At 66.5% G+C, this 19,017-nt stretch carries 1 protein-coding gene (only partly in view); it reads right to left on the bottom strand.

Going from position 1 to position 19,017, the window contains the following annotated elements:
* Window positions 1–146: 146 nt before the first annotated feature.
* Window positions 147–19,017, bottom strand: partial view of a DUF5005 domain-containing protein gene (locus AC5W7N_RS14890; protein ID WP_495921732.1) — the 3' end only. It continues 30,230 nt past the right edge of the window; only the last 18,871 of its 49,101 coding nucleotides appear in the window; its start codon lies off the right edge, out of view — the gene reads right to left on this strand; it ends in the stop codon at window positions 147–149.

The raw sequence follows: 19,017 nt of genomic DNA on the forward strand, positions 1-19,017 counted from the left end.
CCTCGAAGATGCCGGTCCACGGCAGCATGCGCGGACCCCATGCGATGTCCCCGCGACGAACGCCGCGCTCGACGCCGCCCACCGCGCCCACATGACCAGAAAAGAGGGAAACTCGTTGAGCGCGGGCACGGCTGATCGGTTGGGGCTCAGCGGTCGGGCCGGTGTTCGAATGCCCAGGGTGAACCCCACCAGCTGTCGAATAGGGGCTGGTGAGCGCCGGATCGGGTGATCATGGCCTCTACCGCCAGTATCGAGGTGTCGCCTGAAACAGCGAGGATGAGCACGGATTTGGCGAGGTGGATATTCCGGTCCATCTCGCCATCGTTGATGAGGTGCTCGGCAGTGAATTGGGCGGTCGCGCTACCGGGTTGCGCCGGGCTGCACGATGCGATGATCAGCGGCCGGTATTCGTCCTGGGCGATCAAATTCATGAAAGATGCATTATTGGTGAGCAGCCGGGCGTACATGTCGCCTTCGACGAACACTTCTTGCCACCCGTCACCGACCCGAACCTGGAGCGAGTAGAAGTCGGCGGTGGCGTGCGTGATCACGATGAACGGCTCTTTGCCGGTGGCACGTACTTCCCGTTGCCACGGCGCGGCCTCGGGCGTGCCGATGGCGTATCGGTTCGGCGGGTCGCCGGGCAGCAGATATGCCGTGTGGATGCGCTCGAAGTCCCGGTGCGGCTGACCGGCCCAGCCCACGAATGCGTCTTCGGGGTCGTGGCTCGACGGCAGGAACACCACATCATCGTGCCCGTACGCATTGTGCAAGGTCAGCGTGCGCACATCGGCCGGGTCGATCTCTATCTCGCGCCCGGTCGACCGATCGATACCGAGGATGGGCCTGTGGGGACCCGGCCTGGGTGGCGGCGGCATCGGCTCACCGGGCATCTCCGGACGAGCGGTGGTCGTCAGCCGAGTCCAGGTGTCCGGTGTGGATTTCGCATCGGAAGGTGTGCTGGGCGGCAGTGCGACGTTATCGGACCGGGTATCGGCCGACGCGATGCGGATGATCCCGCGATCCAACGCCGCCAGTACCGCTGGTATCCGCCCGTGCACACCGAGTTTGTCGAAAATGCGTGACAGGCGATCCGTGACGGTGCTGCGAGAGATGCGTTGCCGCGCGGCGACCTGGGTGTTCGACAGCCCACCAGCCAGCAGGGCGAGCGTTGCGACCTCATCGCTGGAGAAATCGCGGTACGTCGACGCGGTTACCGGGTCATGCTCACCGAGGCGCAGCAACCCCTGCTGCCGAGCCTGGACGACGGAGCCGATCGTACTGTGCGTCCCGAGTTTTTCCTGGATGGCATCGAGTCGGCTACGCAGCGCGCTTCGCGACAAGTAGAGCTGGGCGCTGGTCTCGGCCAAGGAGTAGCCGTCGGCAAGGAGTGCGAGGATGTCGATGTCTTCGGCGTCCAGGTCCCGGCGCTCGAGCCGAACAGGATCAGTGGAGTCGGCCGGAGGGGCTGTGGGGCCGGACGGTTCGGTAGGACGCCGTGCTTGCCGCGCATATTCGCGCAGCGTCTGCTGCCGTGCTGTCGCGGCGTCGATCGTGGCCGGAGCGTGGTCGATACCCATTCCCAGCACCTCGTCCGGGAACGCCTCGATCATTGCCGCTTGTTCGTCGGCATTCAGGTTGTGCCACCACGCGGCGAGCGAGGTGCCCGGAGGGCGGGCGGAGGGTGTGATCAACCATTCGGGTGTTGCGTCCGGTCCGAGCTGTGCCAGCGCGCGGGTCCACAGCAGGCGCTGGTCGGCGAGGAACAGGTCGACGGAGGCGTTGGTGCCGATCAGGCGACGCATGGCCTGGGCGAGATTGTCCTCCTCATGACGGAAGACGAGCTCGCGGAAGGTATTTCCGACCTCCGTTCCGAGACCGTGCCGGCTGAGGACGGGTTCGATATGACGGCGGAAGGCAATCGGTGCGGCCACATCGCTGATCAGATACGAGGAGTATTGACCGAGGTAGACGCCGAACCCGCCCATTTCGGCGAACAGGTGCCGGAACCACTGCGCCGGGTACAAATGGCCGATCTCGGGAAAGTAGATCCCCGCTCTGGTGAGAGCCGCGATGTCGAATTCCTCGACGAGTGCACGGGCGTCCGCGCCACGCGGAATCTGCTCCGGAGTCAGGGAACTCCACGCGAGGTCGATATAGGCTCCCGACAGCCGGAAAATGGTGGCGGTACCCCGGTAGGCCGTCCGCCATTCCTCGAACCTGGCCAGCTCTTCCGGCGGCATCGACCGGCCGGTATCGTGGTGCACCGCGATTCGCGCCAGCACATCCGGGTGCTGCCAGAACTGCTGGAACATCTTGGCCACGAATTCGAGCCACCCGAACACCAGGTGCCGATTGGCCGCCTCGAAGGTGCCTTCGCTCGAGCTGAAGTGCAACGCGTGACCGAACTCGTGGAACAGCGCACTGACCTCGTGCGGGGTCATCAGCGTCGGGGAACCGGGCGACGGCTGCACCAGGTTCAGGTGGACACCGATCAACGGATTCTGTCCCGTGAACTTCAATCGAATCGGGTCGGACCACTCGCCGCTGTTCTTTCCCTCCCTGGCATACGGATCGAAATAGACCTTCGTCACGTGGTGCCCTCGGATGTCGGTGACATCGAATACTCGAACGTCCGCATGCCAGACGGGTGGCTTGCTTTCGCCGGACAACTCGGTGAAAGACAGCTCGAACAATGCTTCCGCCAGCGCGAACACGCCTTCTTCGAGCACCCGGTCGAGCACGAAGTATTCCCGCATCCGCTGCTCGTCGATGCCGACCAGCGAACCGAGCGTGACGTCGATGGCCCGGAACCTGGTCCAGGGCTGGATCTCGGTGGCGCCGATGGCTCGGGCGAGGCGTGGGAGTTCGACCCTGGCCGCGTGGGCCGCCGCGGAGGCGATCTGGCCCAGAATGTCCTCGATCTCCTGAACCGACCGGAAGATTCCGCCGGAGGTGACGAACTCGGCGTGGTTGGCGAACCCGGTCAGTTGTGCGCGTCGAGCCACCCTTTCCGCTTGTGCGATCACATTCGGCGAATTGTCGAATTCGCCGCCGACCGCCAAGGCAGCCACTGCCTCATACAGCCGACGGCTGACGTCGGGATCTTTCAGATACGAGAGGTACGGATACCAGAACCCACTGGCGGCGGCAGGCTTGGGCAACACGTACCCCGGGGTTGCACCGGCACGTTCGCGGGCGGCCGCGATCTGGTCATCGTTCAGGCCGTCCAGCTGTTCGACGGTATCGACGCGGAATTCGAACGCGTCGACCGCTCGCTGCTGATTGTCCTTGTACGCGGCACGTAGATCCGACAAGGCCGAATTTATCTCGGCGAGCTCACGCCGGTCCTGATCCGAGGCCAGGTAGGCACCGGCACGAACGAAATCCCGGTACTTGCGCTCTAGGTAACCGTGTTCCCGCTCGGTCAGCCCGAGGTCGCCGCGATGCTCATGGAGATACTCGAAGATCGCGGCCAGAGCCGGGTCGGTCAGCAAGCGATTCTGGTGTGCCTGTTGCAGTTCGGCGATCCTCGGCTCGGCCTGCGCGGTCGCCGCATCCCGATCCACCGCCGCCTTCTCGCTGAACAACTGCTTCCCCGCGCCCAGCGCGCGCCCCGATTCGACGAACGGCCACAACGTGTTCTCGGCCGTCCACGGTCCGGGGTTGGCGACGATCGCTTCGATGGCGTTCCACTGCTCCCGGATCGCGTATTCGAATACGGGCGGGAAGTGCTCGGCTTTCATGCGGTCGAAAGCCGGGTCGGCGCCGGGGTCGAGGACGGAGGCGAACACCGGGTTCGACTCCGCGGTCAGCACTGGCGGTGCGGGTGTGGGCTCTTCTGCCGGCGCATCCGTGAGTGATTCGGGTATCTGGGACCGCGGGGCCGTCTGGTCGGTTGCCGCGAGTTGGTCGTGTGCGTCCGAATAGTGCGCCTGTGATGCGGACAGCCACGGCGCGACCGCGATGTCATGGAACTTTTCGATGGCGACGTCGACCGGCCTCGGCATTTCGCCCGGGCGGATGTCGCGGGTGTAGGCCGCGGCGTCCCTGCCATCGGCATGAGTGAGAACCAATGTGATGTTCTCGGATTCGCCGAGCACCATGTTCACCGAGAAGGTGATCGACAACCGGTTCGGCGAGGCGTCGAGATCCACGATATCGACCCAGAAATCGTCGACACCGCCACGGAACATTCCGTGCGCACCGAATGTCGTCTGCCCGGCCGGCCGGCCGCCGCGCTCGATCAGCTCTGCGACGGTCGGCACACCGACGGGTTTCTCTTTGCGCCAGAGCGCGCCCTCGGTCACGTCGGAGATCCGCACCGTGGCCGGATCACAGTGATGGGCCAGCAGGTACCGGCCGTACGCGCTGTTCTTCACCATTGCCGATCCGGTGGTCAACAAGTTGCTCGCGAAGGTCACGGACAAATCCCGGCCTCCCGATATGTACCAGTGGCCGAGGATGATCGGGAAGTGGCCGGGCTCGCGGAACGAGCTGTAGAGCATCGGATGCCGCGCCGGCGCGGGCGAGGTGCGGATTTCCTCGGCAGTGATGAAGAAGTAGTCTCCTTCGGGCCCAGTGGTGTACGGCGCGAGATCCGGGTCCCGAACCTGGCCCTGCCAATCGAAATGCACGATCTGGAAGTCGAGCACATCCGCGATCCCCTCGATGTAGATCGCCGGGTCCACTGGGATCACATCGAATTCCGCTGCGCGCGGGTGCACTGCGATCCGCCCGAACTGGATTCCCTGCTCGTCTGATGCGGGCGGTTCCGCGGTGTGTTCCGGCTCAGGCGCCGCTTCTCGAGAATCGTTCGCGCCGGCATCGCCGGGCCCGAAACGGTTCAGCACCCACGGGTTTCGGCGGTAGGTGTGCACGGCAGAGTCCGTGGACAGGCGCGCACGACGCTCATCGATATCCAAAGCGGCTGCGATCTCGGGTTCTCCCGGAGGCATCGCACCTTTTCCGGCAGTGCGCCTGATGCTGTCCTTCTGAGAAGGCGATGTGCGCAGGTCCGGGCTCGGGTTCGCCGTCTCATTCGATGCCCGGCGCCACGGCGACGGTGCCACGGTGGGTGGTGGCAGCGGGGCCCATGGCGTCGGCGGGGCGCCCGTGGGTTCGGTGGGCGGGTCGGCAGCATCGTCGTGGCCGTTGGCGCCGAAGTCGCGACCACCTGCTCCTGGCCGCAAGTCCAGTGCCGCCCAGGTGATCTTGCCGCCGTCGCGCGGTTCGATCCCGGCGCGGGTGGCCTGACCCTGGCTCACCAGATCCGCTACGCGCCACTCGCCTTCGGTCACCGGAGCAGGTTGCCGGTCGGCCAGCGTCACATGGAATTCCAGCCCGTGCTCGCCGAGGGCGACCTGTCCGGTCAGCAGCGCTTCGTGCCCTGGCGCGACCACGAGATTGTGCACGAGTTCCAGAGCAAGCAGTGCTGCGGCCGGGCGAGCATCGGCGCGCACGGCCGCGGGGGAAATATCAGCGAACGTCAGGTCGATGAGCTCCAGCACGCGCCCATAAGCCTGGTCCGCGTTGGTTCCGGCGGAGAAGCGGCGGACTGCCCGCACGTGCGGATTCGGACCGTCATAAGGGCCCTTCTCGGCCGGCGTGAAATCGCCGGTGCGACCGTCCCCCCGCGATTCGACTGGAGCGGGGCGCACGACACTCACCTCGGTGTTCGGCCGGGTCGAGGGTCGGTAGACGATTTCGTATACCACCCCCGGCGCATGTCCGATGCCGCGGTCGTAGGTCATGGTCAAGGACAGGACACCGGAGCGCGAGATCTGCACCGAGAATGTCCGGCCCGTGCGCCAGGCATCGGTGGTCATCTGCACGATCGACTCGGCCAATGCCGCGAGATCCCTGACTTCGCGTTCGGTGCCGAGACCGTGCTCGTGCAGGAACTCCCGCACCAGCCGACCGGCGGTGCGCACCGCATCCGGTTCGGCGTCGAGCTCCATAATCCGGTCGTGAAGATCCTCGTCCGGCGGAAAGAAGTAGGGCGCGAACCGTGCCTCCCAGTCCGCGCGCGATCGCGCGGCGGGATGCACGTCGTCGACGCGCTGGAATTCGGCGACGATGCGGCGGTGCGCCCGTGGCATCTCCGCCCGCCACACACTGGCACGCTCGTCGAGGGCCCGTGCCACCTCGGGCGCCAACTTGTTGTCCCCATTGTGCTCGATCTCCACGCGTACGCCATCGTCCGGCAGCGGCTGCGCGACGCCCCTGATACCGGCGTCGGTGGTGGCCAGCAGTGCGTCTTCGGCCACCACCGCCAGCGTCGCGGCCACCGCGTCACGTCGCTCTTCCGGCCAGCCGGGCGCGGCCGTGTCGAGGGCCGACCGGATCTCTACGTATACATCGCGGTCGGACCACAGCCACAACGCTTTCGGCTGCGGATCGGGACGGTCCGTACCGCCGGTCCATCCCTCGCTCGGACGGTCGTGCGGATGATGAAAGCCCAACCAAGGCTGTTGCTGGTCGAAGGTCGTCGTGGCCGCCTCATCGATGCCGGCGGGGACTTCGGGGACGGTGTGTTGTTCCGATGGGTGCGCCGGGACGTCGTCGCCGGGTGCGGGCGCGATATCCGCGACGGTGAGGCGCTGCCCGAACGTGGAGTTCAGGTGGCCCTCCCGGACCAGCGTCCGGTAGGCGTTCGAGACCACGGTCGCGGAGACACGCAGGTATGACGCGAGTTCCTTGGCCACTGGGAGCTTTCGGCCTTGTCCGAGCTTGCCGGAGTCGACCGCACGGCGCAACGCGGTCGTGAGGGTGGTGTGCCATGTGGTGCGGGCGGCCTGGTCGATCAGCCTCTCCGGCGAGGCCTCGCCGGAGAGCGCGGCGACGACCTCGGCCGGGGTGAGTGCAGGCGTCAGGGTGAGTGTGCCGGGGGTTCTCGGCCAGGTCGTCTCTTCCGTTACGGTCGTGCCGCGGTTGGCGAGTTCGAGGTAGCCTTCCGCGGCCAGTTCGCGGTAGGCGCGAGCGACGGTGTCTTTCGAGATGCCGAGGTGGGTGGCGAGTTTGGGTGCGGGTGTGAGGAGTTGGCCAGGGGTGAGGTCGCCCGCGTGTAGCGCGCGACGCAAGCCGGTGGCGAGTGCGTTCCGCCAGTTGCGTTGTGACGCGTGCTGTTCGAGGACATTCGACGCCGCCGTGCCAGTCAGGGCAACGATCAGCTCTTCGGGAGACAGGGCGATCCTGCCCGCGGCTGTAGCGGTCCGTCCGGTCGGGGGAGACGCGGGAACTTCATCGGGTGTACGCCCTTGGCGGGCAGGCTCACGGGGTACGGGGAGGTCGAGTCGGCCGGGCGGATCGGGCCAGCTGTCTTCGCCTTTTACGATTGGGCCGTACGGTTGGTTCGGCGCCAGGTAGCCTTCGCCGGCCAACGCGGTATACACGCGCGTTGCGGTTCTGGGCGAGATGTTCAGGAATTCGGCGAGCTTCCCGCTTCCGGTGAGTCGCCGTCCGTCGGCGAATCGTCCGTCGTGGATCGCTCGGCGCAGAGCTATCGTCAGGAGGCTGGACCAGCCGTACTGGGCGGCCCAGGCGGCGAGGTCGTCTGCTCCCAGTGCTGCGGAGAGGGCGGCGGCCAGCTCATGCGGGGTGAGTTCGGCGGCCGCCCGCTTCGACTCCGCTTCCACTATGCTTTCCGGTACCTGCGCGAGGTTCACTGCGGCATGGAATTGGTGCATAGCCGCGAGCTCTCCGGTCGGTTGCAGAAGGCTCCGGTACTGGACCGGATGCGTCTCGGCAAGGCTGCGGAGTCGTTGTCCCAGCATCTCGCGGGCCAGTGATCGAAACTCTCGGCCATACTTTCCGAACCGAAGAAATTCCGGAAGCGCGTCGAGCGCGCGACGGCGGATCTGCTCGAGCCGGACACGGTCTTCGATGGCTCGTCCGACGATATTGGCGAGCTTTTGCCCAGCCGCTTCAGGACCCGTACCGCGCAACTCGCGTGCGGCAACGGTGAACCCGGCGTCAGTGATCTCCTGTACCAGCTCCCGCTGTTGTGCGGCGTCGAGCTCTATGACACCGCGTGCGGCCAATCTTTCGACAGCTACCCTCGCGCGTTCGAACACCTGATCGCCGAACAGATCACGCAAGGCCTCCGGCTCAGTGGCAGGGGCGGGCGGCTTCTGCCCGCCCCGCGCCGCACCACCGCCGTCGGCGTGCACTATGCCGAGCCCGCGGAACTGTTCTCGTTGCTGATGCCGCAGGCTGCGCCACTCGTCGACCGGGTGATCGATATCGATGGTCCGAGGCTCCACATCGGCATCGCGCAGGGGGCGCCGCCCGGACGGGACCGACGCCGTGGGCGCGGGTGGAGTGTGTAGTGATCCGGACGGCGAATCGCTGTCGGACAACACGATCTGTGGCGCCCGGTCTCGGCCGCCCAGCTGCGCGAGCCGCTCGTGCACAAGGCCCTCGATGTAGACACTGATGATGCGCTGTGCCGCCCCGGCTTCGGCGCCGAAGAACCGGTGTGCGGTGCGTGCCTCGGCGATAGCCTCCGGAATGTTGATCCGGCCGTTCGGGCCCAGGCTGTACCCGCTGAGAATGCGTTGAAGGGTAGCGAGGACCGCTTCGAACGCTTCGGCGGGCGCAATGCCGGGAGCCAAGTGTGCGGATAGCTCGGGCATCAGCGCATTCCACACGCGCTCGAGGGCGGCCCGCCATTCGCCTGGTGGTGCGTCGAAGACCTCTTGAATGAAGAAGTGCAGGACGTGACCGAGCTCGTGCGCGACGGTCGTCCGAACCGGTTCGTCGCGAATACGGGAGAAAAATCGGTTGGTGACGGCCTCATTGATGAACTTACGTGCTTCTGCCCGGTTGAGCGCCCATTGCTCGCTGAGCCGCATCTCGGTGGCGCCACTGCGACGCCGTGCCGTGTTTCCGAACGTGAACGGGTTGGCGACAGGGACAACCGAAATGCGGGCCAGCCCGGTGGTGCTGCCGAATTCGTCGATGTGGTGCTCAATTTCGGCGACGACGTCATCGAAGAACTCGGATCCGAGATCGACCATGTCGAACCCTGTGAACTCGATCCCGAGTCTGGCTTCCGCTTCCCGGATCTTCTCCAGCCTCTGCTGATGCTCCGCCGCTTCCTCCGGCGTACCCGGTGTCCGCAGCGCGGCGTCGATACTGAAATCCCAGGTGCGTGCCGTGTCGACCAGCAGATCGTGAAGTATGTGATGTGCCCGGGTGATCCGAGGTGTCGCAGGTGTCGTGGCGGCTCGGTGGATATTGATGAACGAGTACTTCACCGCGGTGCCGGCATAGAGATTGCCCTCGTCGTCCACCATGCCGGGACCGAACTGTTCGATCAACCACTCGGTGAACCCGTCGTCGGTGTGATCGTCATGGTGTTCTCGGTATGCGCGTAGCAACGTCGGTGTCGCTTGTGCTACCGCTCGCCACCTACCGGCGAGAATCAGGACCTCCGCGAAGCCATCGATCGTCGCGTTGTTCATCGAGTAGATGAACCCGTCAGGGTCTTCGCCTTCCAGATCGGGCAACGTGATCTTCATATGCGCCGAGGAGAGTTCTCTGCCCTTGATGACGGGCGTGACGACGACCCGGGCGCGTTGTTCATCGCTGCTGAGTGCGACCTCGATCTCGTGGAAAGAGATCGGATTTCGGCGAAGCAGCTCGTGCAGCGTCCGCACGAGGGCGAGCGCTTGTGCGTGCGTGAGCAGCTCGAACCCGTCGATTCGCGTCCCGTGGAGCCTGCGGAGCTCGTTTACCATCTGCTCCGGCGTCCACTGCGGGTTGTCGGGCCGAGGGTCGTTCTGCGGGTCCGCGCGTTTTTCGGCATTGCGAGCAGCGCCGCCGCCGTCGTGGTCGAATTCGGCGAGCCGTTCGACGGAACGCTGCCCACGTCTGGGTCTGCGCCCGTGATCCCACGGCGTGCCACCACCGTCGAAAGGCTCGTCGGGGTCCGGTACACCCGCGCCATGAATCCCGGGGCCAGCGCTGTGCCGGTCGCGCCGGACAGCGGAGACAGCACTGTCGGATGTGCGGGACACGGCGGAATCGCTGGTGATGGCCTGCCGGCGAGCGTTTTCGGCAGCAACCCTTCGCGCAAGGTAGGCGGCCATGAGCTCCTCGCCCTCGTTCGCCGAGTGCCACCGGCTCGCCGTGTGCGCCTCGGGAAAGGCTTCCAGCGGATTGAGATTGGCCAGGTTCTTTTTCCCCAAGAAATTGTGAAAGCTGTACCCGCTGAACTTGCTCACCAATTCGTTGAGAAAGTCGATGAACGCTGCTCGATGTGCGGCGAGCTCGTCTCGGAAGTATTGTTCGACGAAGGTCTGGGTGATCTCTACAGCATCCGGATACTCATAATCTTCGGCGATAGTTCCTGCTTCCGGTGGGGAAGAATCGAGCTGAGCTCTGAATTCCGGAAGGTGCTCGGGCGCATGGCGTTCGAAATATCTCTCGGCAAAATCGGGCAGTACCATGAACCAGTCGGCATCCGCTTGTATCATGGCTGCTTCCGGGGTTGCGTCGTAGCCATGTGCATACATTTGCATGGCGTGGCCGAACTCATGCGTCGCGATTCGAATCGGCTTGCTGCGTGGCCCGCTGAAATGCCCGCGATCGAACTTGTCTTCGACAAAGTATCGGATCAGGTCCTCGTTGACCATGTATCGCTCACTGAAAGTCACGGTAATACCGTCACTGGTGTGCGAGGTCTCCCCCAGGTGATCATCGTGGCCGTAGGGTTCCACGCCGGCCCTGACGACGCCGAAGGGGCCGTAACGTGCACGATGGTAGCGGTATTCCGCGGCGAACTCGTCGACGTTGCGAGGCGTGCCATCTGCCAGATCGAAACCGGTCAGTTCGAGGCCGAGCTCCTGCTCCACCTCGCGAATGTGGGCCCGCGTCTCCTCCCGGGCGCGCGCCTCGGCGGCTGTCATCGTCCGATTGACGGACGCCTCTGTTCTACCTTCCCATTTATTCGCCTGATCGACCATGATGCGGTGCAACCTGCGGTGGCGGGCGGTCGCTTCCGGGTTATCTGTTTCGACCATTTCGAACGATTCGACAAGAGCGGCACGCACGTCCATCGTGCCGGTGCCGGATTCTGTCCGGTCGCTTCGCAACTCGTCTGCGGCCTGCACTTCTGCCCGCCACCGACCGGCATGGATGAGGGCATGCGCGTACATGCGCATCACCGTGCTACGAATCACCTCCGCGGACATTTCTGCGACAGCATCCGGATTGAGTTCCCATTCGATCCGGTACGCCGAAACCGCACCTTCGTTTATTCCGGCATAGGTGTAGATCGTGGGCTCGTCGGCATCCGGGTAGGAGGTGATGGTGACTTCCGACAGCTTGGTCGGATGGCGCGTCGCCAGTTCGTGCAGTGTCTGCGCGAAGACGAACGCTTGGTTGGTGCCGAAAACATCCAGGCCGCGCAGGGCGATGGACTCGTGCCGGAGTGCGAACGCATCCGCGACATCTTGTGCGCTGTGATACTGCTGCGCGATCAGATCGACCCGGCGGTCCATATCCAGGAATACCTCGATGGAAGTAACCAGGCGCCCGAGATCAGGTGCGATGTCGCGCAGTGAACGCAATCCCGTCAGCGGGTCCTCGGCGGGGTTTGTCATCGGCCATGCAGCGTCCCTCGGCAGTCCGAGCAACATCGGCAACTCGTTGCCGAGCGATTGCTGGTCGATCATCGCCAGCCGATGTGCTTCCGAGTACGGTTCTGTGGCTCGGAGCGCGACGTCCGCGGTGATCTGACGGCCGATCCACAGCGGTATCTCCTCCGCGCGCAGTCCGGAGGATGTCGTGTGCCGAATCTGCTCGACCCACCCGCTCCCGATCAGCTCCAGGGCCCGCACGAGCGGGTGACGTTCGGCCAGCATAGCCGCGTCCACGCCGAGGATGCCTGCCAATTCCGCCAGCGCCCGGCCGAGCTCCTCCGGACGGACCGTCGGCTGCCCCGACATCGGTTTCCCGGAATGGTCTGTCTCGGTGGGGTTCTCGGCCGCCGGCGCGGCGCCGCCGTGGCGTTTCCACGGGCTCGACGACGGCGAGTCGGGGCGCGCGCCCGGTGCTGCTGACTCGGAGGCGATCGGCGGTGTCGAAGGTTCGCCATGTTCGGGCACAGTGGCCACTGCGAGCACGATGCCGTCGCGGGCGAACCATCCGCCATCGATCGTCTGCACCGGCGCACCGAAGAAGGTCAGGCTCTCGCCCCGAGGCAGCTGTGCCCGGAAGGTTCGGTCGTTCCAATCGACGGTGACGTGGATGAGGCGTTCGCTTCGCAGGGGTTCCGGGAGCAGCGGCTCGAGGGCCTCGCCGACCGCATCTTTGATCGCCCGCAGCAGCCGGTCCAGGTGGACCCCGTCGCGGACGAGGCTCTCATCGCCGAACTGCCGTATCCACGCCCATTCCTCGGCGTCGGCGAAGGGACTCGGCTCGAGCACGTCCCTGCCGTGCCGTAGGGGCTTGTTCTCCGAGACGCCGATGCCGATCGCGCGATAGTTCTCGGTGCGGGCCACGGCTGCCGCCGCGTAGTTGGCGGGCATCATCATCTGCGGCATGGTGACAGCCCCGACCATGCCCGGCGGCCACGGCAACGGCTGCGGATAGTCGGGTCGCTGCGAGGCCTCGAAACCGGGTGCGTCCGTTGCGGAGAATCCCAGCCGATGCAATGCGATACGCCCGGCCATGAACCCGGGGTCGTCACCACCGAGTAGTGCCACGGTTGTTTCACCGAGCAGTTCCTCGGCCGCGATCCCCTCCGGGAGCAGCCGGAAGATCATCGATTCCTCGAAGTGGAGCCAAGTCGATCTGCGGTTGTCGACGACGACGACACCGGCGTCATCCGCCCGGTACTCGGCCTCCGGATCGGAAGGGCGCGATGCCGCGGGGTTGTTGTCGATCACCTCGATGGTGACGCTGCGTTGCCCCACGGTCGTGCCGATGGTGTGCGCGCTGATCGTGACCTGTCCACTACTGGCCGCCAGTGACTGCCGGGCCAGCTCGGCGATCGCCGTCCGAACGGTCGCGAGCTGCTCGGCGCTGCGCCAGCCGCGCCGCAACAGCCACTCGGCGGTCGCATTACCCGCGTGCGCGGCGGCATGGTCGGCGTCGGCACCGGTGAGGCGCGGGGCTGCCGTGCCGACCGGACCCACGTTCACCTCGAAGCGCGGGTGCCCGGTCCGGCGACCAGGATGAACCGCGAATGCCTGCTCGCCCGGGCCCGGACGCAACAGCTGGTCCACCCAGGACGTGTCGTCCGGGCCGACCCGCAGGTGCCAGATCGGACCGTTCCCCGTGCCTGCCAGCGCGACCCGGCTCACCAGCGTCGTCGGGTCGAACGACAGCAGCAGGACCTCGTATCCGGGCTCGGCGCGGCGCTCGGCTTCGACCAGCCCGGCCCACAAACGCTCGGCGTACGCCAGCTGCAGGCGCTCGGTTTCGCCGAGGGCCGATTCCGGCAGCGAGGTCAGGCTCTGCACCAGCAGTTTCAACGAACGTTCGCCCGCCGCGGCGGAGACCTCCCTGGGAAACACATCTCGCGCGCTCATCTCGAGCGGATACACCGTGACCATCGCGTGCTGCTCGTCGACGGTCAACCGCCCCCACCATCGGGCGATCTCCCACGCGGCGGTCCGACGGCTGCGAACGTCGTCCGGGCGGGTCACCCAGGCTGCGGTCGCGTCGGGAGCGGCCTTGTGCAATGCCTGCCGTGCCAGCTCGTGATCGGCGGGTGTGGGCAACGGGACCGGGTCCGGGCGGGACGGGCGCCGGCCGCTGGGATCGGGAAATGCGTTGAAGCGGTTGACGATCGCCGGGTTGGCGCCGGTTTCCGAGAAAGGCCTGTCCTGACCGACGAGCCGATGGCGTTCGGCGGTGAATGGGTTGAATTCTGGGCCGGGGTTCTCGCCGCGCCCGTGGGTCCGTTGCCACGGAGTGGAAGAGTGACCAGATGGGCTGTGTCCATCCCACGGGGCGGGCGCGGCACCTGGAGAACGGCGGGCCCACGGGTTGGTCGCCGTCGTCGGATCGGCCGGCGCCGGATCAGGGTCCGCAATGCCCGAGTCGGGCGGGGGCGCAATGTTATCGATGTCGGCGAGAACGTCGGCCATCGAACGCCGCTGCACGCCAGGGGAAGACTCGTCTCCGGCCGGCGCGGTCTCCGACTCGGGCGCGGGCGCCAGCGCGTCGATGTCGGCGAGGACGTCGTCGGCGGGGCGCAGCGCCGGCATGAGCGCCGCCTCGCCGTCTCGGGAGGCGGGCTGTTCTTCACCGAGGACCGCGGCGATGGCGTCGACGAGGTCGGTCGGGGCGGCCGAGCCCGCATCGGGTGTTCCCGGGCTGAGCGTGTCGCCGGCGGAACCGGTTGTGCTCGGTCCGAGGTCGCCGGCGAAATGGGGCCGCAAATCCAGTGCCGCCCAGGTGACCGTGCCGCCATGCAATGGTTCGCTGCCCGAACGCGTCGGCGAATATGCGGCCCAGAGATTCCGGGTGTGCCCGCCGCTGCTTTCCACCGAGTGGCGGTCGGCGAGCGCCACCCGGAATTCCAGCCCGTACATGCCCATCGTCACCATGCCGGTGATCAGTGCCTCGCCACCGCCGTCTGCTATCAGCTTCTCGGTGAGCCCGATCGCCAACGAAGTCGCGGCTTGGCGAGCATCGCTCCGGATCTGGTCGGCGGGTATGCCTTCGAAAAGGCGGTCGACGATCAACGCGGGTTGCGCGAGTACCTCCATCGGGCCATCGGTTGCGGAGAACCGATGCTCGGCGCGCGCCAAGGCGTCGTCGCCGTCGAATAGATCGCTGGCATTCGCCGCTGGGTCTGCGCCGATGCCCCAGTGCAGGTCGACAAGCCAGCTATTGCGATAGAACTCGAGCGCCGCGGGTGAATGAGGCGCCCACGTGGCCGTGCGTTGGAACAGCTCGACGACCCGCTCTGTGTCGTGCCTGCCCTTCGCGGTGAGCGTCAGGACTTTGCCGCCCGGCGGCCCGGACATCTCGGCCGTCAACCGCCAGGGCCCACCGGATCCCGGTCGGGCCGCAAAAGCGGTGAGCCGGTGTGCCACTACGGTTTCGGCGGCGGCGAGTTGCTCGGGGTCATCCCACGCATGCTGCGCCATTTCCTTGCGCGCCAGTCGCCGGGCCTCAGCGATGACGGTATCGATATCCACCTCGTGGGTGAGCCGGATGTCGGGTTCCGGTGAGCTCGAGGGCCGATAGACCACCTCGTGGGAGCTCAGCCTGCCGACGCCCGGGTGATCACGGACGATCGCCATGGTCATCAACCCGGATCGGGTGATTTCCGCGGCGAACACCGAGTTCTCCTGCCGGCTGTATACGGCATTCTGCGCGAGGTTCTGAGCCAGATTCATTGCCTCGACCGCATCCTGATGACCGGCGCGGCCCGTCAGTAGATCGCGCGCCAGGTCGCGGGCAGCCAAGACGGTGCGACGTTGCGGGAGGATATCCAGCGTTCGAGAATCCACCACGGGGTCATCGGCAGCGGATCGGGCGGGAGCTGTGATCAGCGCGTGGTCCACTCGCCGGAAATCGCCCACGACGCGACGATGCGTGGGTGTCGAATCGATCGACCACCCGGTCGTTCCCAGTTCCAACGCCGCGGTGAGTTCTGGCGGAACGTCGCGTCGGGTGGCGTATTCGACCGTTACCCGCACACCGAGCTCGCCGCGTGGTTCGGCCGTCACAGTGGCGCGCGCCGGGACGTGGGCCAGGATCTCCTGGACGGTGTTGGCGACTTCCGAGCGGGTGAACTCCGGCCACGCCGGTGCCGCGCCATCGATCGTCGCCTGCAGACGTGCGGACAGATCCGGGTCCTCGGGCGAGAGGCGCGCTGATGTCGGTCGTGCCCGCTCCGGATCGTCGTTCATCGGTACGAAAGCGTCGTCATCGCCCTCGTCCGGGATGCCACCTGTCCGAGCGGGATCGTCTTGCCAGGGCACGGTGGCCAGGTAGAGGACCTGATCAGGCTCGGCGCCGAGCATTGCTACCGAAAGGTCGGCGTGGGACCGGCCCAGGGCCGCCGCCAGTCGGTCTGCGGCGCGGTGTGCCGCGACCGCGAGTTCGTCGGGCAGTTCTGCCAGAATCGGGTCGTCGCTCTCGTCCGCGCTCGGATGCGACGTCTGCGGTTCACGATCGGACAGCGCGGCGACGAGGTGCCCGGCCGCGTCGGTCCCATCGCTGAGCACCATCCACGCGGTATATCCATCGGGGTGGTACTCGATTCCGTGGGCGTCGGAATACATCCGGGTAAGGCGTAGACCTGTGCTGCCGGTGCCCCGCACACGGGTCTCCAGGGCGACTGCCTCGGCACCTGTCTTTTCGGACAACCAGGTCACCACCATGAGGCCCTCGGCCTCCGGGTGGCTGACGACGATGCTCGTGATCTCGTCGATCAGCAGCCACAACAGTTCGCCGCGCTGACCCGGCCAGGTGGTGCCACCGTCGAACATGTCGCCGAGCAGCCCGAGAACCTGCTCACCGACATCATCCGCGGAACTGATCTGCCCGATTTCGAGGACGCGGACCCAGGCCTGGCCGACCGGCCGCTCGTCCAAGGCCGGGTCGTCGGCGAACACCACCGATTCGGGACCGTACGTCGCCTCCGGTTGCGTCGGCTCGACCGGTGGCTGGTCCGGCGTGGCGGGCCCGGAACCCGACCGCGCGGGCGTCGTAGCGGCGCCACCGTCCCATCCGTCGTGTGGGCGGTCGTGCGGGTGATGGAAGCCGAGCCACGGCTGCTGCCGATCGAAGGTCGTGGTGGCAGCGGCATCGTCGCCTGTCCGCGCGGCAGGGGGTTGTGCCATCGGGTAACCGAGTTCTTCGGCCACCCGCCGGATCAACTCGGCGTCCGCCGCGCTCGGCCCGGGGAGCCCGCGCAGCGCCAGCGATACAGTGCTCTGCGATTTCCTGGTCAGCCTGGCGATGGTTTTCTGGGTGACCGGGCGGCTGCGGTCGACGCCGGAGAGGTCCGGTAGTTCGGGGTTGCTGGCGACGACGAATCGGCCCGGATCGATGGCGAGGAACTGTTCGAGGGCGGTCAGGAACCGAGCGAAGTCTGCGGGCTGCCCTGCCCTTTCATGAACGGCGCGCAGCTCGGCCAGCGCGTCCGTCCCCCAGTCGGAGACGAGTTCGCGTCGCAAACCGGACAGACCGAGCAGCGCCGCCAGCTCCCGGTTGAGTGCCTCCACCGGTCGCGCGCGTTCGGTAACTGTGCCGGGTATCTCCGCACCGGCCTGGTTCGCGGTCGACTCGGCGATCGTGTGCTGCAAGGCAATCGAATCACCGAACCACTCCCGGATCCGGGCCAGGTCGCCCGTCGAGACAGCGCGCGCCCAGTCGGCATCGGTGAACAACCGAAGCTCCATGGAAACAGTGCGCAAGGCCTCCCGCACTCGCCCGTGCGTCACTACACCTGGTTCGACGCCCACCGCATCGGCCAGTGCGCGTCGCGCATCAAAGGCCTCGGGGATCGTTGGTTCCCCGGACAGGGGCTGCGCGGGCTCGGTGTCGAGGTCGGCGGGCGTCGGGTCGGGGACCGGGTCCTCGTCGACCATGCCGGTGCCGAGTTCGTTCGCAGGCGCGCGCCGCACACCGGATCCCGACGGCGCCGCGTCCTCGGGCCTCAGCACCGTCCACGGCACGCCCGCCTGGTCCAGGGCGAGTGACAACTCGGCATCCGGTGTGTCGGGCAGGATTACATGGTCGATGTCGGAAACGGTCACCCCACCGTGAATCTGCGCTTCCACGTATGCTCGCCGCCGGAACTCCGGAGACAGGTACTGCCGATCGGTGACATTCAACGGGTGCCGGTCGCCGACCGGGCGATTCATCACCGCCAGCAGCTCATTCGAGAGTTCACGGGTACGGACACCGTAGGACTCCGGCCGCGGATCCAGCATCGGTGAAGGGATCGTCTCGGCCCACGCCTCGACGGAATCTCCTACGCACACGGTGGTTCGTGGTACCACGTCTCGCTTCAGGACGACCTGAATGTCACCGAACCTGCCAAGGAAGTCATCACGCCGATCGCCTGCGGGGCGCTCGCCGTCGATCCGCACATATCCGTAGACGGGCCTTTGTTCTCTCGGGAACTGTTCGGGGTCGTACCCGAACCATGCCCAGTGATGCGTTGTGCGCCAGTCCAGTCTGCTCTGCGCCTCGGTGCCTTTCACGCCTGTGGCATCGAACAACGTGAGAAAACGTCCGGTACTCAACACTGCGACCAATGCGTCGGACGTGATGCGGATGGCCACATCCTTGTCTGCGAGCAACCTCCGCAGCTCGGACCGCATCGTGGCACGAAGTTGATCCGGGTCGACGGAGTGTTGGGCGGCGAGGTCCCGTATCTGGCGGGCGATCAGGGCGAGTTGGCGGGCCAAGGTGTGGTTCTCGGCGGGAAAGCGGCGCTCGAGTTCGGCATGTGCGGCGAACTCCCGGTCGTCGTGCCACCGCATCCACAGCTCGACCAGCTCGCGGGGAGGATCGGACCGCACCGACATCCGCTGCCAGTTCGGGGAACCGGCAGGATCGGCTCGCCCGGCTCGCGCCCTGGTGTCGTGCGTCGCGTCTCGGCTCCCGCTCAGCTCCTCGGCCGCACGCACGAGACCTTCCTGTGCACGGTTGATCGCCGCGCGCCAGCCTTGCCGAGTCGGCTCATCCGGGCTGATGCCCATTCGCAGAGCCAGTTCTGCCAATCTGTCCGGCGCCGCGCCCTCGTCGAACACTCTGATCACGGCGTTGCCCAAGGCGTGCATCTCGAGCGCTGTCGCGATGGGGTGCTGCCGTGCGTCCGGGACCGCGGCCGGGTCCACCAACCGTCTCGCCACGACCACCGGATCCGCTCCGTCTGCCACCGGGTCCAGGCCGGTGGCCCGAACCACGGCCCGCACGAATCCGGCGTCATGGGAGCGGTCGTAGTCCGCCTGGAGCAGTTCGGGCGTGCGGTCGTCCAGATCCATCCGGACCGGGAGCGCCGGCTGCCCCTCGGCGGTGAACTCCACGACCCGC

Source organism: Nocardia sp. CDC519 (assembly GCF_059509835.1).